The organism is Aquabacterium sp. (assembly GCF_041915145.1).
Classification (GTDB): Bacteria; Pseudomonadota; Gammaproteobacteria; order Burkholderiales; family Burkholderiaceae_C; genus Aquabacterium.
Genome location: NZ_JAYSBZ010000005.1, coordinates 38307 through 56766, shown reverse-complemented (window position 1 = coordinate 56766; position 18460 = coordinate 38307). Strand labels below are relative to the sequence as shown.

At 66.4% G+C, this 18460-nt stretch carries 16 protein-coding genes; 5 read left to right on the top strand and 11 right to left on the bottom strand.

Annotation, left to right across the window (positions count from 1 at the left end):
• The first annotated feature begins 104 nt into the window (after positions 1 to 104).
• From ACE3SS_RS01875 to ACE3SS_RS01860, 4 genes are read left to right on the top strand one after another with little or no spacing between them, the layout of a single operon-like run.
• Complete coding sequence (locus ACE3SS_RS01875) at positions 105 to 545, top strand: HIT family protein (protein ID WP_374590682.1); 441 nt, start codon at positions 105 to 107, stop codon at positions 543 to 545.
• The gene (locus ACE3SS_RS01870) at positions 542 to 940 is read left to right on the top strand and encodes a gamma-butyrobetaine hydroxylase-like domain-containing protein (RefSeq protein ID WP_374590680.1); all 399 of its coding nucleotides are present in this window, start codon (positions 542 to 544) and stop codon (positions 938 to 940) included. The genes ACE3SS_RS01875 and ACE3SS_RS01870 overlap by 4 nt, the downstream gene beginning before the upstream one ends.
• Positions 941 to 982: 42 nt before the next feature.
• A complete protein-coding gene (ubiE, locus tag ACE3SS_RS01865; protein WP_374590678.1) occupies positions 983 to 1714 on the top strand; it encodes a bifunctional demethylmenaquinone methyltransferase/2-methoxy-6-polyprenyl-1,4-benzoquinol methylase UbiE in 732 nt (243 codons plus the stop codon).
• Positions 1715 to 1739: 25 nt separating this feature from the next.
• Positions 1740 to 2813 (top strand): MBL fold metallo-hydrolase, encoded by a 1074-nt coding sequence (locus ACE3SS_RS01860; RefSeq protein ID WP_374590676.1) that lies wholly within the window; start codon positions 1740 to 1742, stop codon positions 2811 to 2813.
• 5 nt (positions 2814 to 2818) lie between these two features.
• Here the strand turns inward: ACE3SS_RS01860 and ACE3SS_RS01855 are convergent, their stop codons facing one another.
• The 3 genes from ACE3SS_RS01855 to tal are packed head-to-tail and all read right to left on the bottom strand — an operon-like array spanning position 2819 to position 6127.
• Positions 2819 to 3469 (bottom strand): oxidoreductase, encoded by a 651-nt coding sequence (locus ACE3SS_RS01855; protein WP_374590674.1) that lies wholly within the window; start codon positions 3467 to 3469, stop codon positions 2819 to 2821.
• A 28-nt stretch (positions 3470 to 3497) separates the two neighbouring features.
• Positions 3498 to 5156, bottom strand: a complete 1659-nt coding sequence (gene pgi, locus ACE3SS_RS01850; RefSeq protein ID WP_374590672.1) for a glucose-6-phosphate isomerase — start codon at positions 5154 to 5156, stop codon at positions 3498 to 3500.
• Positions 5157 to 5176: 20 nt separating this feature from the next.
• Complete coding sequence (gene tal / locus ACE3SS_RS01845) at positions 5177 to 6127, bottom strand: transaldolase (protein ID WP_374590670.1); 951 nt, start codon at positions 6125 to 6127, stop codon at positions 5177 to 5179.
• 178 nt (positions 6128 to 6305) lie between these two features.
• Between tal and zwf the strand changes: the two genes are divergently transcribed.
• Positions 6306 to 7781 carry a glucose-6-phosphate dehydrogenase gene (gene zwf, locus ACE3SS_RS01840; protein WP_374590668.1) on the top strand — a complete coding sequence of 492 codons (1476 nt, stop codon included), beginning with the start codon at positions 6306 to 6308 and terminating at the stop codon, positions 7779 to 7781.
• A gap of 10 nt (positions 7782 to 7791) precedes the next feature.
• Here the strand turns inward: zwf and ACE3SS_RS01835 are convergent, their stop codons facing one another.
• The 8 genes from ACE3SS_RS01835 to ACE3SS_RS01800 form a co-directional block, all read right to left on the bottom strand.
• Positions 7792 to 8073 carry a lipid asymmetry maintenance protein MlaB gene (locus ACE3SS_RS01835; RefSeq protein ID WP_374590666.1) on the bottom strand — a complete coding sequence of 94 codons (282 nt, stop codon included), beginning with the start codon at positions 8071 to 8073 and terminating at the stop codon, positions 7792 to 7794.
• A gap of 15 nt (positions 8074 to 8088) precedes the next feature.
• Positions 8089 to 8739, bottom strand: coding sequence for a phospholipid-binding protein MlaC (locus ACE3SS_RS01830; protein ID WP_374590664.1), 651 nt, complete (start codon positions 8737 to 8739; stop codon positions 8089 to 8091).
• Between the two features lie 107 nt (positions 8740 to 8846).
• Positions 8847 to 9815 carry a VacJ family lipoprotein gene (locus ACE3SS_RS01825; protein ID WP_374590662.1) on the bottom strand — a complete coding sequence of 323 codons (969 nt, stop codon included), beginning with the start codon at positions 9813 to 9815 and terminating at the stop codon, positions 8847 to 8849.
• Entirely contained in the window at positions 9812 to 10285 is a 474-nt protein-coding gene (mlaD, locus tag ACE3SS_RS01820) for an outer membrane lipid asymmetry maintenance protein MlaD (RefSeq protein WP_374590660.1), read from the bottom strand. Before mlaD ends, ACE3SS_RS01825 begins: the two co-directional genes overlap by 4 nt.
• Positions 10286 to 10305: 20 nt before the next feature.
• The gene (gene mlaE / locus ACE3SS_RS01815; protein WP_374590714.1) at positions 10306 to 11088 is read right to left on the bottom strand and encodes a lipid asymmetry maintenance ABC transporter permease subunit MlaE; all 783 of its coding nucleotides are present in this window, start codon (positions 11086 to 11088) and stop codon (positions 10306 to 10308) included.
• Complete coding sequence (locus ACE3SS_RS01810; RefSeq protein WP_374590658.1) at positions 11088 to 11936, bottom strand: ABC transporter ATP-binding protein; 849 nt, start codon at positions 11934 to 11936, stop codon at positions 11088 to 11090. Before ACE3SS_RS01810 ends, mlaE begins: the two co-directional genes overlap by 1 nt.
• 235 nt (positions 11937 to 12171) lie before the next feature.
• Positions 12172 to 13635 carry a glutamate synthase subunit beta gene (locus ACE3SS_RS01805; RefSeq protein WP_374590656.1) on the bottom strand — a complete coding sequence of 488 codons (1464 nt, stop codon included), beginning with the start codon at positions 13633 to 13635 and terminating at the stop codon, positions 12172 to 12174.
• Between the two features lie 34 nt (positions 13636 to 13669).
• Positions 13670 to 18430 carry a glutamate synthase-related protein gene (locus ACE3SS_RS01800; RefSeq protein WP_374590654.1) on the bottom strand — a complete coding sequence of 1587 codons (4761 nt, stop codon included), beginning with the start codon at positions 18428 to 18430 and terminating at the stop codon, positions 13670 to 13672.
• Positions 18431 to 18460: the final 30 nt, after the last annotated feature.

The following is an 18460-nucleotide window of genomic DNA, read 5'->3' as shown; positions in this document are numbered from 1 at the left end:
CCTACGCGCTGCGCGCGCCCCCTCGAGGGGGCAACACCAGCAGCCCGGCAAAGCCGGATCTGCGGTGTTCGCTGGATCAGGCTCTGAACGCACAGGTGTTTTTGATGCCGTGTGAGCTTTGCGATCAAGTCGGTGGCGTGCTCGTGGCGCGCACGCCGCTGCTGCGCGTGATCCGGGCGGAAGACGCCCATTACCCGGCCTTCTACCGCGTGATCTGGAACGCGCACGTGGCCGAGTGGACCGACCTGCCGCCCGCCCATCGCAGCCACATCATGCAAGCCGTCGCCAAGGTCGAAACCGTGCTGCGCGGCGCGCTGCGGCCCACCAAGATCAACCTCGCGAGCCTGGGCAACGTCGTGCCGCATCTGCACTGGCATGTGATCGCCCGCTTCGAGTGGGACGCCCACTTTCCGCAGCCCATCTGGGGCAGCATGCAGCGCAGCGTCGAGCCGCCCGCCATCGAGCGCCTCGGCGTGCCGCTGGCTGAGCTCGACGCCGCCGTGGCGCACGCCGTGCAGGCGCTCGATCAACCCGCCGCATCATGAGCACGCCGCAGGTCACCGCCATCACGCTGCACCAGGCCTCGCGCGTGCTGGAGCTGGCTTACGACAACGGCGAGGTGCATCGCCTGCCCATCGAGCTGATGCGCGTCTACAGCCCATCGGCCGAAGTGCAAGGCCATGGCAAGGGGCAAGAGGTGCTGCAGACCGGCATGCGCCACGTCAACATCGACAGCCTCGCGCCGGTGGGACACTACGGCCTGCAGCCGACGTTCTCGGACGGCCACCACACCGGCATCTTCTCGTGGGCCTTTCTCTACCAGCTGGGCGCCGAGCAGGAGCCGTTGTGGCAACGCTATCTCGACCGCCTGGCCGCCGCCGGCATCGACCGCGACCGCCCCATGCCCGAGCCCGCGGGCAAGAGCTGCGCCTCGCACTGATCACCTGCTGATCGTTCACTGAAACCACTTCATCCTCACACCATGAGCCAGACCCATTTCGGCTTCAAGACCGTCAACGAGCAAGACAAGGCCCGCCACGTGCGCGGCGTGTTCGACTCGGTGGCCAGCAAGTACGACGTCATGAACGACCTGATGTCGATGGGCCTGCACCGCCTCTGGAAGGCCTACACGATCGGCGTGTCGGGCGTGCGCCCCGGCCAGCGCGTGCTCGACATCGCGGGCGGCACGGGTGATTTGTCCAAGGCCTTCGCCAAGCGCGTGGGCCCCAGCGGCTGCGTGGTGCACACCGACATCAACGAGGCCATGCTGCGCCAGGGCCGCGAGCGCCTGACCAACGAAGGCCTGCTGCTGCCCACCGCCATCTGCGACGCCGAGACGCTGCCCTTTCCGAGCAACTCGTTCGACATCGTCACCGTGGCCTTCGGCCTGCGCAACATGACGCACAAGGACAAGGCCCTGGCCGAGATGTGCCGCGTGCTCAAGCCGGGCGGCAAGCTGATGGTGCTCGAATTCTCGAAGGTCATCGCCCCGCTGCAAAAGCCCTACGACTGGTATTCGTTCAACGTGCTGCCCAAGCTGGGCCAGCTGGTGGCCGGCGACGCCGCGAGCTACCAATACCTGGCCGAGTCGATCCGCATGCACCCCGACCAGGCCACGCTCAAGGCCATGATGAAGACGGCCGGCTTCGGCCACGTCGACGTGCACAACCTGACGGCTGGCGTGGTGGCGCTGCACGTCGGGTTGAAGTGCTGACGCCCTGACGTCTTCGCCGCGCCCCATGCTCGCAGCCCCCGACGCCGGTCTCTCCTACCCGCTGGGTGACGCCCTGCCCGCCCTGGGCACGACGCTCGAAGTCGCCCCCGGCGTGCGCTGGATACGCATGGCTTTGCCCTTCGCCCTCGACCACGTCAACCTCTGGCTGCTGCGCGACGAACTCGACGGCCAAGCCGGCTGGACCATCGTGGACTGCGGCATCGCCAACGACGGCACGCGCGCTGCCTGGGAGCAGATCTTCGCCAACGAGTTGCAGGGCCTGCCGGTGCTGCGGGTCATCGCCACCCACCTGCACCCCGACCACATCGGCAACGCCAGCTGGCTGACGCAGCGTTGGTCGCCAGCCGGACGCGATTGCCGACTGTGGGCCAGCGCCGGCGACTTCTTCTGCGGCCACTTTCTGCTCAGCCGCTCCGGTGCCTTCGGCGGCGAGCGCTCGGCCGCGTTCTTTCGCGCCCACGGCCTGACCGACCCGGGCTCGGTCGAGAAGATCCGCCAGCGCGGCAACTACTACGGCTCGATGGTGCCCGAGCTGCCCACCAGCTTCGCGCGCCTGACCGACGGCCAGCGCCTGCGCATCGGTGGGCACGACTGGACGTGCATCGAAGGCCGCGGCCACAGCCCCGAGCACATCAGCCTGCACAGCCCGTCGCTGGGCGTGCTGATCTCGGGCGACATGCTGCTGCCGCGCATCTCGACCAACGTGAGCGTCTCCGACCTCGAACCCGAGGCCGATCCGCTGGCGCAATACCTGAGCGCCCTGGCCCACCTGCGCAGCCTGCCGGCCGACACGCTGGTGCTGCCCTCGCACGGCAAGCCCTTCGTCGGGGTGCACGAGCGCGTCGCCCACCTCGTGGCGCACCACGATGAGCGCCTGGCCGACACGCTGGCCGCCTGCCGCGCCGCGCCCACCAGCGCCGCCGAGTTGCTGCAGGTGCTGTTCAAGCGCACGCTCGATCTGCACCAGACCACCTTCGCGATGGGCGAGGCCGTGGCGCATTTGCACCGCTTGTGGTTCGACGGCCAACTGAGTCGTCAGCAGGACGCCGACGGCGTGTGGCGCTTCAACGCCGTCTGACCTGATCAGTTGGCGGCCGAGCGCAACTCGGTATTGCCCAGCACGCGCACGCCGGGGCGGGCAGCTCGGGCAGCGTTCACCAGACCAGCCGCTACCTGCACCGCGCGCACCGGGCGCCACGGGCCGGGAATCAACCAGGCGAACCGCTTGGCCACCTCCTCGCCCAGCCGGAACTCGGCGCGCTCGCCCAGCAGCAACGAAGGCTGCGCGATCGTGAGCGACGCGAAGCGCAGCGCCTTGAGCGCGTCTTCCAGCTCGCCCTTGACGCGGTTGTAGAAGACGCTGGAGCGCGCGTTCGCCCCCAAGGCGCTGACCACGTGCAAGCCCCGCGCGCCTTGCGACTGCGCGAGCTCGGCGATCTGCAGGGGGTAGTCGTGATCGACGCGCCGGAAAGCCGCCTGCGAGCCCGCGACCTTGATGGTGGTGCCCAGCGCGCAGAACACCTCATCCACCGCGAACCACTCGGCGTGCTCGGCCAGGCGCCCGAAATCGACCACGCATTCACGCACCTTGGGGTGCCGGTCAGCAGCCGGCAACGGGCGCCGCAGCAAGACCCGCACTTCGGCGCACGCCGCGTCGGCCACCAGCAGACGCAGGCATTCGCGCCCCACCAGCCCCGTGGCGCCAGCGAGCAAGGCGGTGTAGGGCGTGGTCACGGTGAACGCAGCAGTGGCGGCGCGACGACTAGCGCGCCGGATGCGGACGCAAATGGCCCAGCAGGCCGGCGGTGGAGGCATCGAGCCCGCTGACGTCGCCACTTTCGAGACGCGGCAGCAGCTCCTTGCACAAGGCCTTGCCGAGCTCCACGCCCCACTGGTCGAAGCTGTTGATGCCCCACAGCGCGCCCGCCGTGAAGACGCGGTGCTCGTACAGCGCCACCAGCGCGCCCAGCGAGCGCGGCGTGAGGCGTTCCAGCAGCAGCGTGAGGCTGGGCCGATTGCCCGGAAAGCTGCGGTGCCGTGCAATGACGGCCGAGTCGAAATCGGGCGCGGCGGTGGGCACGCTCTCGCGCCCAGCCTGCTCGGCGGTCTTGCCCAGCATCAGGGCCTGCGACTGCGCCAGGCCGTTGGCCAGCAACATGGTCTGCTGACGATCGAGCAGCGCCTGCTGACGCTCGCTCCAGTGGCCGCCGTGCGTGGCGCGCTTGACCAGGATGAACTCGACCGGGATCACGTCGGAGCCCTGGTGCAGCATCTGGAAAAAGGCATGCTGACCGTTGGTGCCGGGCTCGCCCCATATCACCGGGCAGGTGGCGAAAGGCACGGCATCGCCAGCCTGGTCGACGCGCTTGCCATTGCTTTCCATCTCGAGCTGCTGCAGGTAGGCCGGCAGGCGGCGCAGGCCGTGGTGATAAGGCACGACGCAGCGGCTGGTGTAGCCGTGGAAGTTGCGCTGCCACACGTCGAGCAGACCCAGCAGCACGGGCAGGTTGCGCTCGAGCGGCAGCGTGCGGAAGTGCTCGTCCATGGCGTGCGCGCCGTCGAGCAGCTCGCGGAAGTGCGAGGCCCCGATGGCCAGCGCGATGGGCAGGCCGATGGCCGACCACATCGAGTAGCGCCCCCCCACCCAGTCCCAGAAGCCGAAGGTGGTGGTAATACCGAACTCGGCCGCCAGCTTCTCGTTGGTGGTGGTGGCCACGAAGTGCTTGACCACGTCCACCCCGCCGTTGGCGACGAACCACTCGCGCGCCAGCTCGGCATTGGCCATGGTCTCCTGGGTCGTGAAGGTCTTGGAGGCGATCACGAACAGCGTCTCGGCCGGATGAACTTTTCGCAGCACCTGAGCCAGATCGTGGCCGTCGACGTTGGAGACGAAATGGAAGCTCAGATTCGGGTGCACAAAGGCGTCGAGCGCCGGCACGGCCATCTGTGGGCCGAGGTCGGAGCCGCCGATACCGATGTTGACGACGTGGCGGATGCCGCTGGCGGCGGTGTCGCGCACCTGCTCGACGTAGGCCAGCATGCAGTCGAGCGCCGCGTGCACTTCGTCGCTGTGCGGGCCCTTGCCACGCGGCGCGCGCAAGGCCACGTGCAAGGCGGCGCGGCCTTCGGTCGGATTGACGATGCCGCCGGCGAACATGGCGTCGCGGCGGGCTTCGAGCCGACATTCGCGCGCCAGCTCGACCAGCAGACGTGCACCAGCCAGGTCGATCTGGATCTTGGAGAAATCGGCGAAGACGTCGGGCGCCTGCACGCTGAAGTGACCGAAGCGGGCCGAGTCGCGCTCGAAGGCCTCGCGCAGATCGAAGTCGCGCCCATGGCCCTCGAAGTGGCCACGCAGCGCTGTCCACGCCACGGTCTGGTCGCAGCGCGGCGCACCGGCCGGGTACATGTGCTGATTCATCGAAAGTGCGGGCCGCCGCGTCAGCGTTGGGCGTCGATCAGGGCGTCGAGCTTGGCCGCGTCGGCCGCGAACAGGCGAATGCCCTCGGCGAGCTTCTCGGTGGCCATGGCGTCGGCGTTGAGCGCGTAGCGGAAGGCCGCCTCGTTCAGCTCGATGCGTTGCAGGCTGGCGTCGCGCGCAGCGGGGTCGAGCGCGCGCGCGAGCGGCGCCTCGCTGGCCTGCAGTTGCGCCATGAGCTCGGGGCTGATGGTGAGCAGATCGCAGCCCGCCAGCGCGATGATCTGGCCGACGTTGCGGAAGCTCGCGCCCATCACCTCGGTGGCGATGCCGAACTGCTTGTAGTAGGCAAAGATGTTGCGCACCGACTGCACGCCCGGGTCATTGGCGCCAGCCTGGTCGGCCTCGACCCAAGTGCTGCCGGCCGATTTTTTGTACCAGTCGTAGATGCGTCCCACGAAGGGTGAGATGAGCCGCACGCCAGCCGCACCGCACGCCACCGCCTGCGGCAGCGAGAACAGCAGCGTCAGGTTGCAATGGATGCCGTCGCGCTCGAGCTCGGCGGCGGCCTGGATGCCTTCCCACGTCGCGGCGATCTTGATGAGCACGCGACTGCGGTCGATGCCTGCGGCCTCGTAGAGCGCCATGATGCGGCGCGCGCGCGCCACGGTGGCGGCGGCATCGAAGCTCAGGCGCGCATCGACCTCGGTGGACACGCGCCCCGGCACGATCTTCAGGATCTCGATCCCGAAGCGCACCAGCAGGCGGTCGACGATCTCGTCGTGCGCCGCGCCGCGATGCGCCGCCACGGTGTCGGCCAGCAACGGCGCGTAGTCGGCCTTCTGCACGGCCTTGAGGATGAGCGAGGGGTTGGTCGTGGCGTCGCGCGGCGTGAACTGCGCGAGCTGGTTGAAGTCACCCGTGTCAGCCACCACGGTGGTGAACTGCTTGAGTTGGTCGAGCTGATTGGCCATGGCGCAAGAGTCTTGGTCGGTTCGGCACGCTTTTCAACGCTTGGGCGCGAGCCGAAAGGCCTATTGTGTCTTGAGTGTGTGGCACGCTGAAGACGGTTTGCCCTCGGTGCCGGTGCAATCCCCTCATACTCGGTGTCTGGACGGCGTCCCTTGTTTTTCGGCGGAACTTTCTCGAACCATGTCCTTCGACCTCGTATTTTTCGGCGGTACCGGCGATCTCACCTGGCGCAAGCTGATGCCCTCGCTGTTCCAGGCCCATCGCCACGGCAACCTGCCGGCCGACGGGCGCATCCTGGCCGTGGCGCGCGACGACCTCACCGACGACGCCTACCGCGCCTGGCTCAAGCCGCGCCTGCAAGAGGCCGACAGCGCCAAGCGCCCGAGCGACGACGAGTACGACCAATTCGCCCGCCGCCTGCACTACCTGCGCATGGACCTGGCCCAACCCAGCGCCTACGCCTGCCTCAAGAGCTGGCTGGCGCAACGCAGCGCCGACACGGTCGTGATGTACCTGGCCACGGCGCCGGCGCTCTTTCCGCAGATCTGCGAGCAACTCGGCGCCGCCGGGCTCAACGGCGAGCGCGTGCGCGTGGTGCTCGAAAAACCGCTCGGCCACGACCTCGCCAGCGCGCAAGAGATCAACCGCATCGTGCGCTCGGTGTTCAGCGAGCGGCAGGCCCTGCGCATCGATCACTACCTCGGCAAGCCGTCGGTGCAGAACCTCATGGCCCTGCGCTTCGGCAACGTGCTGTTCGAGCCGCTGTGGCGGCGCGAGAGCATCGCCAACATCCAGATCACGCTGGCCGAAAGCCTGGGCGTGGGCACGCGCGGCGACTTCTACGACCGCACCGGCGCGCTGCGCGACATGATCCAGAACCACGCGCTGCAGCTGCTCACGATGATCGCGATGGAGCCGCCGTCCACCAACGACGCCGACGCCATCCGCGACGAAAAGCTCAAGGTGCTGCGCTCGCTCAAGCCCTACACCGCCGAGAGCGTGCAGCGCGATGTGGTGCGCGGCCAATACCGCGCCGGCTCGATCGCCGGGCAGGCCGTGGCAGGCTACCGCGACGAGGCCAAGGTGCCGCCCGACAGCCAGACCGAGACTTTCGTCGCCCTGCGCACCGAGGTGCAGAACTGGCGCTGGGCCGGCGTGCCGTTCTACCTGCGCACCGGCAAGCGCCTGGCGGCCCGCGAGGCGCAGATCGTCATCAACTTCCGGCCGACACCGCACAGCATCTTCCCCGGCCTCAACCGCCCCAACCGCCTGGTGATCAAGCTGCAACCCGAGGACGGCCTGCAACTGCATCTGCTGGCCGCGAAGGGCAGCGTCGTGGTGCAGGAGGTGAGCGGTGGTCTCAGCAGCGAAGTGCTGTCGCCCGTGTCGCTCGACCTCGATTTCGACCGCGCCTTCCCGACCGAGCGCGTGGGCGCCTACGAGCGCCTGCTGCTCGACGCGCTGGCCGGTCGGCTCAACCTCTTCGTGCGCTCCGACGAACAGGAGCAAGCCTGGCGCTGGGTCGAACCCATCCTGAACAGCTGGGCCAATGGCACCGGAGGCGAGCCGCGCAGCTACGCCGCGGGCTCCTGGGGCCCGGCGGCGGCTAGTGCGCTGGTGGCGCGGGACGGCTTTGCCTGGGCCGAAGAGGAGTGAACGCGACCCGTCAGGCCGGCGTGGCCGATGCGCCGATGAGGTCGGACACCCCGTAGAGCCGCCCGAGTTCGAGCAGCTTGGACGGCAGCCCCCGCACGACGAAGGTCTGCCCGCGCGCCGAAGCCAGTCGCTGGCACTCGACGATCACAGCCAGCGCCGACGAGTCGAAGCGTTGCAACGCCGAGCCGTCCAGCACCAGCTCGGCGCCCTCGATGCGGGCAGCCGATTCGCGAAACAGGCGCACGGTGTCGCGCGCTTGCTCGTGCGTCAGGACGGCGGGCAGCAGCAGCATCGCGTGCGCCCTGCCTCAGCCCTTGGCCGCGCCGGATGCGCTGCCCGCGTTGGTCTTGTTGCGCTCGCTGAGCTTGGCAATCAGGCCGTCGATGCCCGAGGCCGAGATCTCTTGCGAGAAGCTGTTGCGGTAGTTTTCGACCAACCAGGCACCGAGCACGTTCACGTCGTAGATCTTCCAGCCGTCGACCGACTTTTCAAGACGGTAGTCAAGTTGCACCGGGTCGCCCTTGCCGCGCACGAAGCTGCGCACCACCACCTCGGTGTCTTCAGGCTTGGAGCGCATCGGGCGGTACTCGATGGTCTGGTCCTTCACCTGCGACAGGGCACCCGCGTAGGTGTGCACCAGCAGGGCCTTGAACTCGTCTTGCAGACGCTGCTTCTGCTGCGGGTTGGCCTGACGCCAATATTTGCCGACCGCCGAGGCCGTCATGCGCTCGAAGTTGACGTGCGGCATGATCACCGTGTTGACCAGCGCCGTCAGCTTGGCGACGTCGCCAGATTGCAGACCCTTGTCGCGCTTGGCGGTTTCGAGCACCTGGGTCGAGAGCTGCTTGACCAATTCGTCGGGTGCGGTAGCTTGCTGCGCCGAGGCCAGCAAAGGTGCCGACACGATCGATACGGCCAGCAACACCCGATTCACGACAGACATCCAACGCTTGAACATGATCTTCCTTTCGACAGACTTGAACTGCCGTGCCCTTTCAACGCACGGCATCGGGCGCTGTTGACCCGCTTGACACTATTTTGCAACTCCGGCGCCAGACGCCAGGCTCAGGGAGCGGGCACGAAATCGGTATCGCGCGGCCGCTCCGACGCCACCGCGCTCCAGCCCGTGCGCGCCACGGGCTGCACGCGCGACTCGCCACGCGGCTCGGCGGCGCGCACGTCCTCATTCGCGGCGGCATCCTTGGCCGCCAGGGGCCCGCGACGCAAGACCATCAACCCACCGCCGCCGTTGGCTTCGCTCGACCACGACCGCAATTCGAGCGCGCCTTGCAGACGCGTGGCCGGTTGCCGCCCCGCGTCGCTCGACGAATCGTCACTTTCGGGCTCATCGGGCGGGTCGCCGTCGTAGATCTGGCTGCGACGTCGCTGCAGGTAGCCGTCGCGCGTGAAGGTGTACGGATCGAGCGCCACGTCGTCCAGCAACTTGCTCGCGTTGAGCAGATAAGCCCGGGTGCTGACAATATCGACCGCCCACATGATGTTGCGCGAGGGGATGTATTCGACGTAGGGCTCCGGCGCAACCTTCCAGTAGGCCGGAATGTCGACGGAATCGCGCAGCGTCGAAGCCCCGAAGAAAGGCCAGACGATGTAGGGCCCCGGCCCCACGCCGTAACGGCCGAGCGTCTGGCCGAGGTCTTCGTTGTGCCGCTGCAAGCCCATCTCGCTGGCGATGTCGAGCCAGCCCAGCAGGCCGAACGTGCTGTTGACGCCCACGCGCAGCACCTCGTTCAGCCCATCGCCACCGCGCCCCTGCAACAGGAGATTCGCCGCCGACCAGACGTCGCGCACGTTCGAGAAGAAATTGTGGATGCCGTCTTGAAAGTAGTTCGGCACGGCCTTCTGGTAGGTGGTCGCCACCGGCTTCAGCACGTAATCGTCCAGCCCGCGGTTGAACGAGAACACCTGGCGGTTGTAGGCCTCCAGCGGGTCGTAGGCCTGCACTGCCGCAGCCCCCGTCGACCAACCAACCAGCACCGCGCCGGCGATGACCGGCAATGCGCGCGTGAGTTTCATTTCTTGCCCTCCCCGGCGTCGGCCGCCTTGCTGTAGAGGAACTGGCTGATCAGCGATTCGAGCACCAGGGCGGACTGCGTCTGCTTGATCACGTCACCCGCCACCAGGTTCTTTTCTTCGGCGCCGGGCTCCAGGCCGATGTATTGCTCGCCCAGCAGACCGGCCGTCAGGATCTTGGCCGAGCTGTCTTTCGGGAACACGAACCGTTTGTTCAGATTGAGCTCGACCTGGGCCTGATAGGTCTTGTCGTCGAACGTGATCGCGGCCACGCGGCCCACCACCACGCCGGCGCTCTTGACGGCGGCACGAGCCTTGAGTCCGCCGATGTTGTCGAAACGCGCCACCACCGAGTAGGTTTCGTCGAACGACAGGTTCAGCAGGTTGCCCGCCTTGAGGGCCAGAAACAGGATGGCCGTCGCGCCGATCAGCACGAAAAGCCCCACCCAGACATCATGTTTTGCACGTTGCATGTTTTGCTCTCCCGCCCGGCTCAGATCGAAAACATCATGGCCGTGAGTATGAAATCGAGACCCAGCACCGCCAGCGACGCGATCACCACCGTGCGGGTGGTGGCACGCGACACACCCTCCGGCGTGGGCTGGCAAATGTAGCCCTGCAACAAGGCCACGAAGGTGACCGTGATGCCGAACACCAGGCTCTTGATCATGCCGTTGCCGACGTCCTCGAACACCTCGACGCCGGTCTGCATCTGCGACCAGAACGCGCCGGAGTCCACGCCGATCATCAGCACGCCGACCACCCAGCCGCCGATGATGCCGACGGCGCTGAACACCGCCGCCAGCAAGGGCATGGCGACCACGCCGGCCCAGAAGCGCGGCGCCAGCACGCGCTGCACGGGGTCGACCGCCATCATCTCCATGGCGGCGAGTTGCTCGCCCGCCTTCATCAGGCCGATCTCGGCGGTCAGCGAGGTGCCCGCCCGCCCCGCAAACAGCAACGCCGACACCACCGGGCCCAACTCGCGCACCAGCGACAAGGCCACCAGCAGGCCCAAGGACTCGCTGGAGCCGTAGCGCTGCAGGATGTTGTAGCCCTGCAAGCCCAGCACGAAGCCGATGAACAAACCGGACACCAGGATGATGGCCAGCGAATAGTTGCCCAGAAAGTGGATCTGCTCGGTCACCAGGCGCGGCCGGCGCAACACCACGCCAAGCAGGGTGAACAGGCGCACCAGCATGCGAGCGGCATAGCCCAGGTCAACCAGCAACTGACGCACGGCAAAGCCGAGCTCGCTGGGATGCAACCACTTCATCATGCCGACCTCCCGAGGAAGTCGTCGCGCAAGCTGGCGGCGGGGTAGTGGAAGCGCACCGGCCCATCGGGTTCGGCCCGCACGAACTGGCGCACCAGGGGGTCGTCGCTGTGGCGCATTTCGTCGGGCGTGCCCTGGGCCGCGATGGTGCCGTTGGCCAGGAAGACCACGTGGTCGGCGATCAGGAAGGTTTCTTCGACGTCGTGCGACACCACGATGCTGGTCACGCCCAGCGTGTCGTTGAGCTCGCGGATCAGGCGCGCGGCCACGCCCATCGAAATCGGGTCGAGCCCGGCGAAAGGCTCGTCGTACATGATGAGCTCGGGGTCGAGCGCGATGGCGCGTGCCAGGGCAATGCGCCGCGACATGCCGCCCGACACCTGGCTGGGCATCAGGTCGCGCGCGCCGCGCAGACCGACCGCGTTGAGCTTCATCAGCACCAGGTCGCGAATCATCGGCTCGGTCAGGTTGGTGTGCTCGCGCAGCGGAAACGCCACGTTGTCGAACACCGACAGGTCGGTGAACAGCGCGCCGAACTGGAACAGCATGCCCATGCGACGGCGCGTGGCCTGCATCTGACGTTGGTCCAGCGTGGCCACGTCAACGCCGTCGAAAAGCACCTGACCCTTGAGCGCCGTGAGCTGGCGCCCGATGAGACGCAGCACGGTCGTCTTGCCGCCACCCGAGGTACCCATCAGGGCCACGACCTTGCCGCGCGGCACGATCAGATCGATGTCGTGCAGGATGACCCGATCACCGTAGCCGCAGGTGACGCCGCGCAACTCGACCAGCGCAGAGGCGGTCGAGGGCTGAGAGGATTCGGTGGCAGGCGCGCTGACTGAGGACATGTATCCGTTGCGAATGAAACCCGTCCCGCGCAACAAAGCGTCGGGCACGAGGAGTCGATCATAGGAGATAAGCGCATTTATCCTCCGGCCGCTGTGGCTTTGCTGCCGCGTAAACCACCTGAATTCACCGTCAATTCGTCGGCCACAAAAGAAAACCGCTCGCCGGAGCGATCCGGGAGCGGCTTCATGGAGCGGTTCGGGCACTGACGAACAGCGCCCGACGCTAAGCGGACGATCAGCGCGGCAGGCTGGTCGAGCCCATCAGGAAGGCATCGACTTCACGGGCGGCCTGACGACCTTCGCGGATGGCCCACACCACCAGCGATTGCCCCCGGCGCACGTCGCCCGCAGCGAACACCTTGCCGACGTTGGTCTTGTAGCCGCCGACGTCGGTGGATGCCTTGGCGTTGCCGCGCGCGTCCTTCTCGACGCCGAAGCCGCTCAGCAGCGTCTCGACCGGGTTGGTGAAGCCCATGGCCAGCAGCACCAGGTCGGCCTTGTAGACCTTCTCGGTGCCGGCGATCTCGACGAACTTGCCGCCCTTGAACTCGACGTGCACGGTCTTGACGCCGGTGACCTTGCCGCCTTCGCCGATGAATTCCTTCGTGGCGATGGCGAACTCGCGCGTGCAACCTTCTTCGTGGCTCGACGAGGTACGCAGCTTGATCGGCCAGTACGGCCAGGTCAGCTCCTTGTTCTCTTGCTCGGGCGGCATCGGCATCAGCTCGAACTGGGTGACGCTCTTGGCGCCGTGGCGGTTCGAGGTGCCCACGCAGTCGGAGCCGGTGTCGCCGCCGCCGATCACGATCACATTCTTGCCCGTGGCCATGATCTGGCCGCTGACCTTGCCGCCGGCGTTGACGCGGTTTTGCTGCGGCAGGAATTCCATCGCAAAGTGGACACCCGCCAAGTCACGCCCCGGCACGGGCAAGTCGCGCGATTGCTCGGCGCCGCCGGCCAGGATCACCGCGTCGAACTCCTTGTTCAACTGCTCGGGCGAAACGGTGTGCTGCGCCCAGTTGGTGACCTTCGAGCCCTTGGGCAGTTCGCCGACGATGGTGTTGGTCTTGAAGACCACGCCTTCGCCTTCCATCTGCTTGACGCGACGGTCGATGTGCGACTTGTCGAACTTGAAGTCGGGGATGCCGAAACGCAACAGGCCACCGATGGTGTCGTTCTTCTCGAACACGGTCACGGCGTGGCCGGCGCGAGCCAGCTGCTGGGCCGCGGCCATGCCGGCGGGGCCGGAACCCACCACGGCGACCTTCTTGCCCGTCTTGACAGCGGCGGGCTGCGGCTTGACCCAGCCTTCGGCCCAGGCGCGGTCGATGATGGCGTGCTCGATCGACTTGATGCCCACGGCATCGTTGTTGATGTTCAGCACACAAGCCGCTTCGCACGGTGCCGGGCAGACGCGACCGGTGAAGTCGGGGAAGTTGTTCGTGCTGTGCAGCACGTCGATCGCGTTCTTCCAGTCGCCGCGGTACACCAGATCGTTGAAATCCGGAATGATGTTGTTGACCGGGCAGCCGTTGTTGCAGAACGGCGTGCCGCAGTCCATGCAGCGTGCCCCCTGCACCTTGGCTTGGTCTTCGCTCAGGCCGATGACGAACTCTTTGTAGTTCTTGACGCGCTTCTCGACGGGCTCATAGCCCTCTTCGAGACGCTCGAATTCCAAGAAGCCAGTTACTTTTCCCATTTGATGAACTCCTAGTTCGATCCAGACCAGCCGATCAGGCCTTGGCCTTCTTGCCGGTGGCCGGCTTGCCGCCCTTGTCGTCGCCCTTGGCCTTGGCGATGGTGACGTCGGCTTCTTGCTTGGCGTTGATCTCGCCCAGCGCGCGCTTGTACTCGTTCGGGAAGACCTTCACGAATTTGCCCAGCGAGGCACCCCAGTTGTCGAGGATCTCGCGGGCGCGCAGCGAACCCGTCCAGCGATGGTGGTCTTCGATCAGCTTCTTGAGCAGCGCCTCGTCGGTCTGACCACGGTGCCAGATGGCCTTGTCGACGCTGGTCTGCTGCTCGGCGGCCGGCAAGACCTTGTCCAGCGACACCTGCGCCGTGTTGCAGCGCTTGGCGAACTGGCCATCTTCGTCGTACACGTAAGCCACGCCGCCCGACATGCCCGCCGCGAAGTTGCGACCGGTCTTGCCCAGCACGACCACGGTACCGCCGGTCATGTATTCGCAACCGTGGTCGCCCGTGCCTTCGACCACCGCCGTGGCGCCCGACAGACGCACGCCAAAGCGCTCGCCGCCCACGCCACGGAAGAAGGCCTCGCCGCTGGTCGCACCGTAGAGCACGGTGTTGCCGACGATGATGTTGTCGGTGGCGTTGCCACGGAAGTCGATGCTCGGACGCACGACCACGCGGCCACCCGACAAGCCCTTGCCGGTGTAATCGTTGGCTTCACCAATCAGGTACAGCGTGATGCCCTTGGCCAGGAAAGCCCCGAACGATTGACCGCCCGTGCCTTCCATCTGGATGAACACGGTGTCATCAGGCAGCCCATCGGGGTGGTGCTTGATCAGCTCGCCCGACAGCATCGCGCCGACGGTGCGGTTGACGTTCTTGGCGACTTCCATGAACTTGACGGCTTCACCGCGCTCGATGGCGGGCTTGGCCTTCTCGATCAGGCGAACATCGAGCGCCTTGTCGAGGCCGTGGTCCTGCGTGTCGACGTGCAGACGCGGCACGTCGGCCGGCACCGGGGGCAGCGCGAAGACACGGCTGAAATCCAGGCCCTTGGCCTTCCAGTGCTCGATGCCCTTCTTCATGTCGAGCAGGTCGGCGCGACCGATCAGGTCGTCGAACTTCTTGATGCCGAGCTGCGCCATGATCTGACGCGCCTCTTCGGCGACGAAGAAGAAGTAGTTGACGACGTGCTCGGGCTTGCCCGAGAACTTCTGACGCAGCACCGGGTCTTGCGTGGCCACGCCCACCGGGCAGGTGTTGAGGTGGCACTTGCGCATCATGATGCAGCCCTCGACCACCAGCGGCGCGGTCGCGAAGCCGAACTCGTCGGCGCCCAGCAGCGCGCCGATCACCACGTCGCGGCCGGTCTTGATCTGGCCGTCGGTCTGCACGCGCACGCGGCCGCGCAGGCGGTTGAGCACCAGCGTCTGCTGCGTCTCGGCCAAGCCGAGCTCCCACGGCGTGCCGGCGTGCTTGATCGACGACCAGGGCGACGCGCCCGTGCCGCCGTCGTGGCCGGCGATCACGATGTGGTCGGCCTTGGCCTTGGCCACGCCGGTGGCCACCGTGCCCACGCCCACTTCGGACACCAGCTTGACCGAGATGTCCGACTTCGGATTCACGTTCTTCAGGTCGTGGATCAGCTGAGCCAAGTCTTCGATCGAGTAGATGTCGTGGTGCGGCGGCGGCGAGATCAGGCCCACGCCCGGCACCGAGTGACGCAGCTTGCCGATGTACTCGGACACCTTGCCGCCCGGCAGCTGACCGCCTTCACCGGGCTTGGCGCCCTGAGCCATCTTGATCTGGATCTGGTCGGCGGACACCAGGTACTCGGTGGTCACACCGAAGCGGCCCGAGGCCACCTGCTTGATCTTCGAGCGCAGGCTGTCGCCGTCTTGCATCTCGTAGTCGGCCTCGATGCGCGAGCTGCCCACCACGTCCGACACCTTCGTGCCCGAGCTGATCTTGATGCCCTTGAGCTCGTTGCGATAACGGGCCTGGTCTTCGCCGCCTTCGCCGGTGTTGCTCTTGCCGCCGATGCGGTTCATGGCCAGCGCCAGCGTGCTGTGGGCCTCGGTGCTGATCGAACCCAGCGACATCGCGCCGGTGGCAAAGCGCTTGACGATCTCGGCGGCCGATTCGACCTCGCTGACCGGGATGGCCTTGGCCGGGTCGAACTTGAATTCAAACAGGCCGCGCAGCGTCAGGTGGCGCTTGCTCTGGTCGTTGATGATCTGGGCGTATTCCTTGTAGGTATCGAACTGGCCCGAGCGCGTGCTGTGCTGCAGCTTGGCGATCGCGTCCGGCGTCCACATGTGCTCTTCACCACGAGTACGCCAGGCGTATTCGCCGCCGGCGTCAAGCATGTTGGCCAAAACGGGGTCATTACCGAAGGCCGCCTTGTGGTTGCGGATGCCTTCCTCGGCCACCTCGAACACGCCGATGCCACCGACTTGCGTGGGCGTGCCACGGAAGTACTTGTCGATCAGGTCTTTGTTCAAGCCGATGGCTTCGAAGATTTGAGCGCCACAGTACGACATGTAGGTGCTGATGCCCATCTTGGACATGATCTTCGACAGGCCCTTGCCGATGGCCTTGACGTAGTTGTAGATGGCCTTCTCGGCTGACAACTCGCCCGGCAACTCCTTGGCCAGATCGGCCAGGGTTTCCATCGCCAGATAGGGGTGGACGGCTTCGGCGCCGTAGCCGGCCAGCACGGCGAAGTGGTGCACTTCGCGGGCCGAACCGGTTTCGACCACCAGACCCGCCGACGTGCGCAGACCGCCACGCACCAGATGGTGGTGGATGGCCGACAGCGCCAGCAGCGCCGGGATGGCGATGTGGTCGCGGTCCATGGCGCGGTCGGTGATGATCAGGATGTTGTGGCCGCTCTTGATCGCATCGACCGCCTCGGCGCACAACGAAGCCAGCTTGGCTTCAACGCCTTCGTGGCCCCAGGCCGCCGGGTAGGTGATGTTGATCTCGTAGGGCTTGAACTTGCCGCCGGTGTGCTTCTCGATGGCACGCAGACGGGCCATGTCGTCGAAGTCGAGCACGGGTTGCGAAACTTCAAGACGCATCGGCGGGTTGACCGCGTTGATGTCGAGCAGGTTGGGCTTGGGGCCGATGAACGAGACCAGCGACATCACGATGTTTTCGCGGATCGGGTCGATCGGCGGGTTGGTGACCTGCGCGAACAGCTGCTTGAAGTAGTTGTAGAGCGGCTTGTTCTTGCCGGACAGCACGGCCAGCGGGCTGTCGTTGCCCATCGAACCGGTGGCCTCTTCGCCGGCCGTGGCCATCGGGGCGAGCAGGAACTTGATGTCTTCTTGCGTGAAGCCGAAGGCTTGCTGGCGGTCGAGCATCGACTCGCGGAAGCCGCCGGTGCCGCCCTGGCCTTCGATCGAGTCGAGCTTGATACGCACGTTCTCGATCCACTGGCGATAGGGCTTGGCGCGAGCAAACGTGGCCTTGAGCTCTTCGTCTTCGATGATGCGGCCCTGCTCGAAGTCGATCAGGAACATCTTGCCCGGCTGCAGGCGCCACTTCTTGACGATCTTGTTCTCAGGAATCGGCAGCACGCCCGATTCGGATGCCAGCACGACCAGATCGTCGTCGGTGATGATGAAACGAGCGGGGCGCAAGCCGTTGCGGTCCAGCGTGGCGCCGATCTGGCGGCCATCGGTGAAGACCATCGCGGCGGGGCCGTCCCACGGCTCCATCATGGCGGCGTGGTACTCGTAGAAGGCGCGGCGGCGCTCGTCCATCAGCGTGTGCTGCTCCCAGGCTTCCGGGATCATCATCATCGCGGCGTGGGCCAGCGGGTAGCCGGACATGGTCAGCAGTTCGAGCGCGTTGTCGAACGTGGCGGTGTCGGACTGGCCGTCGAGGCTGATCGGGTAGAGCTTGTGCAGGTCGTCGCCCAGCACGGGCGACTTCATCACACCTTCGCGAGCGCGCATCCAGTTGAAGTTGCCCTTGACGGTGTTGATTTCACCGTTGTGGGCCACCATGCGGTACGGGTGAGCCAGCGGCCACTCGGGGAAGGTGTTGGTCGAGAAGCGCTGGTGCACCAGGGCGATGGCCGAGGTGAGGCGCTCGTCGCGCAGGTCGTTGTAGTACTTGCCGACCTGATCGGCCAGCAGCAGACCCTTGTAGATGATGGTGCGGCAGCTCATGCTGGGCACGTAGTACTCGCTGCCGTGCGTGAGCTTGAGCGCGTTGATGGCGCTGGAGGCCGTCTTGCGGATCACGTAGAGCTTGCGCTCGAGCGCGTCGGGCACCAGGATGTCCGGGCCGCGGCCGATGAAGACCTGGCGGATGACCGGCTCTTTTTCGCGCACGGTGGGCGACATCGGCATGTCGCGGTCCACCGGCACGTCGCGCCAACCCAGCAGCACCTGGCCTTCGGCCTTGATGGCGCGTTCGAGCTCTTGCTCGCATGCCAGACGCGAAGCGCTTTCTTTCGGCAGGAAGATCATGCCGACGCCGTATTCGCCGGGCGGGGGCAACTCGATGCCCTGCTTGGCCATTTCGGCGCGGTAGAACTCGTCGGGGATCTGGATCAGGATGCCGGCGCCGTCACCCATCAGCGGGTCGGCACCCACCGCGCCGCGGTGGTCGATGTTCTCGAGGATCTTCAGGCCTTGCTCAACGATGCCGTGAGCCTTCTGGCCTTTGATGTGCGCCACGAAACCCACGCCGCACGCGTCGTGCTCGTTGGCCGGATCGTAGAGGCCGGCTTGGGCCAGGGCTTTGATTTCTTGAGGGGACGCCGTCCCCGAGTTCGCCTGAGTCATGGCGCTCTCCAACTATCAAAATGAAGGGAA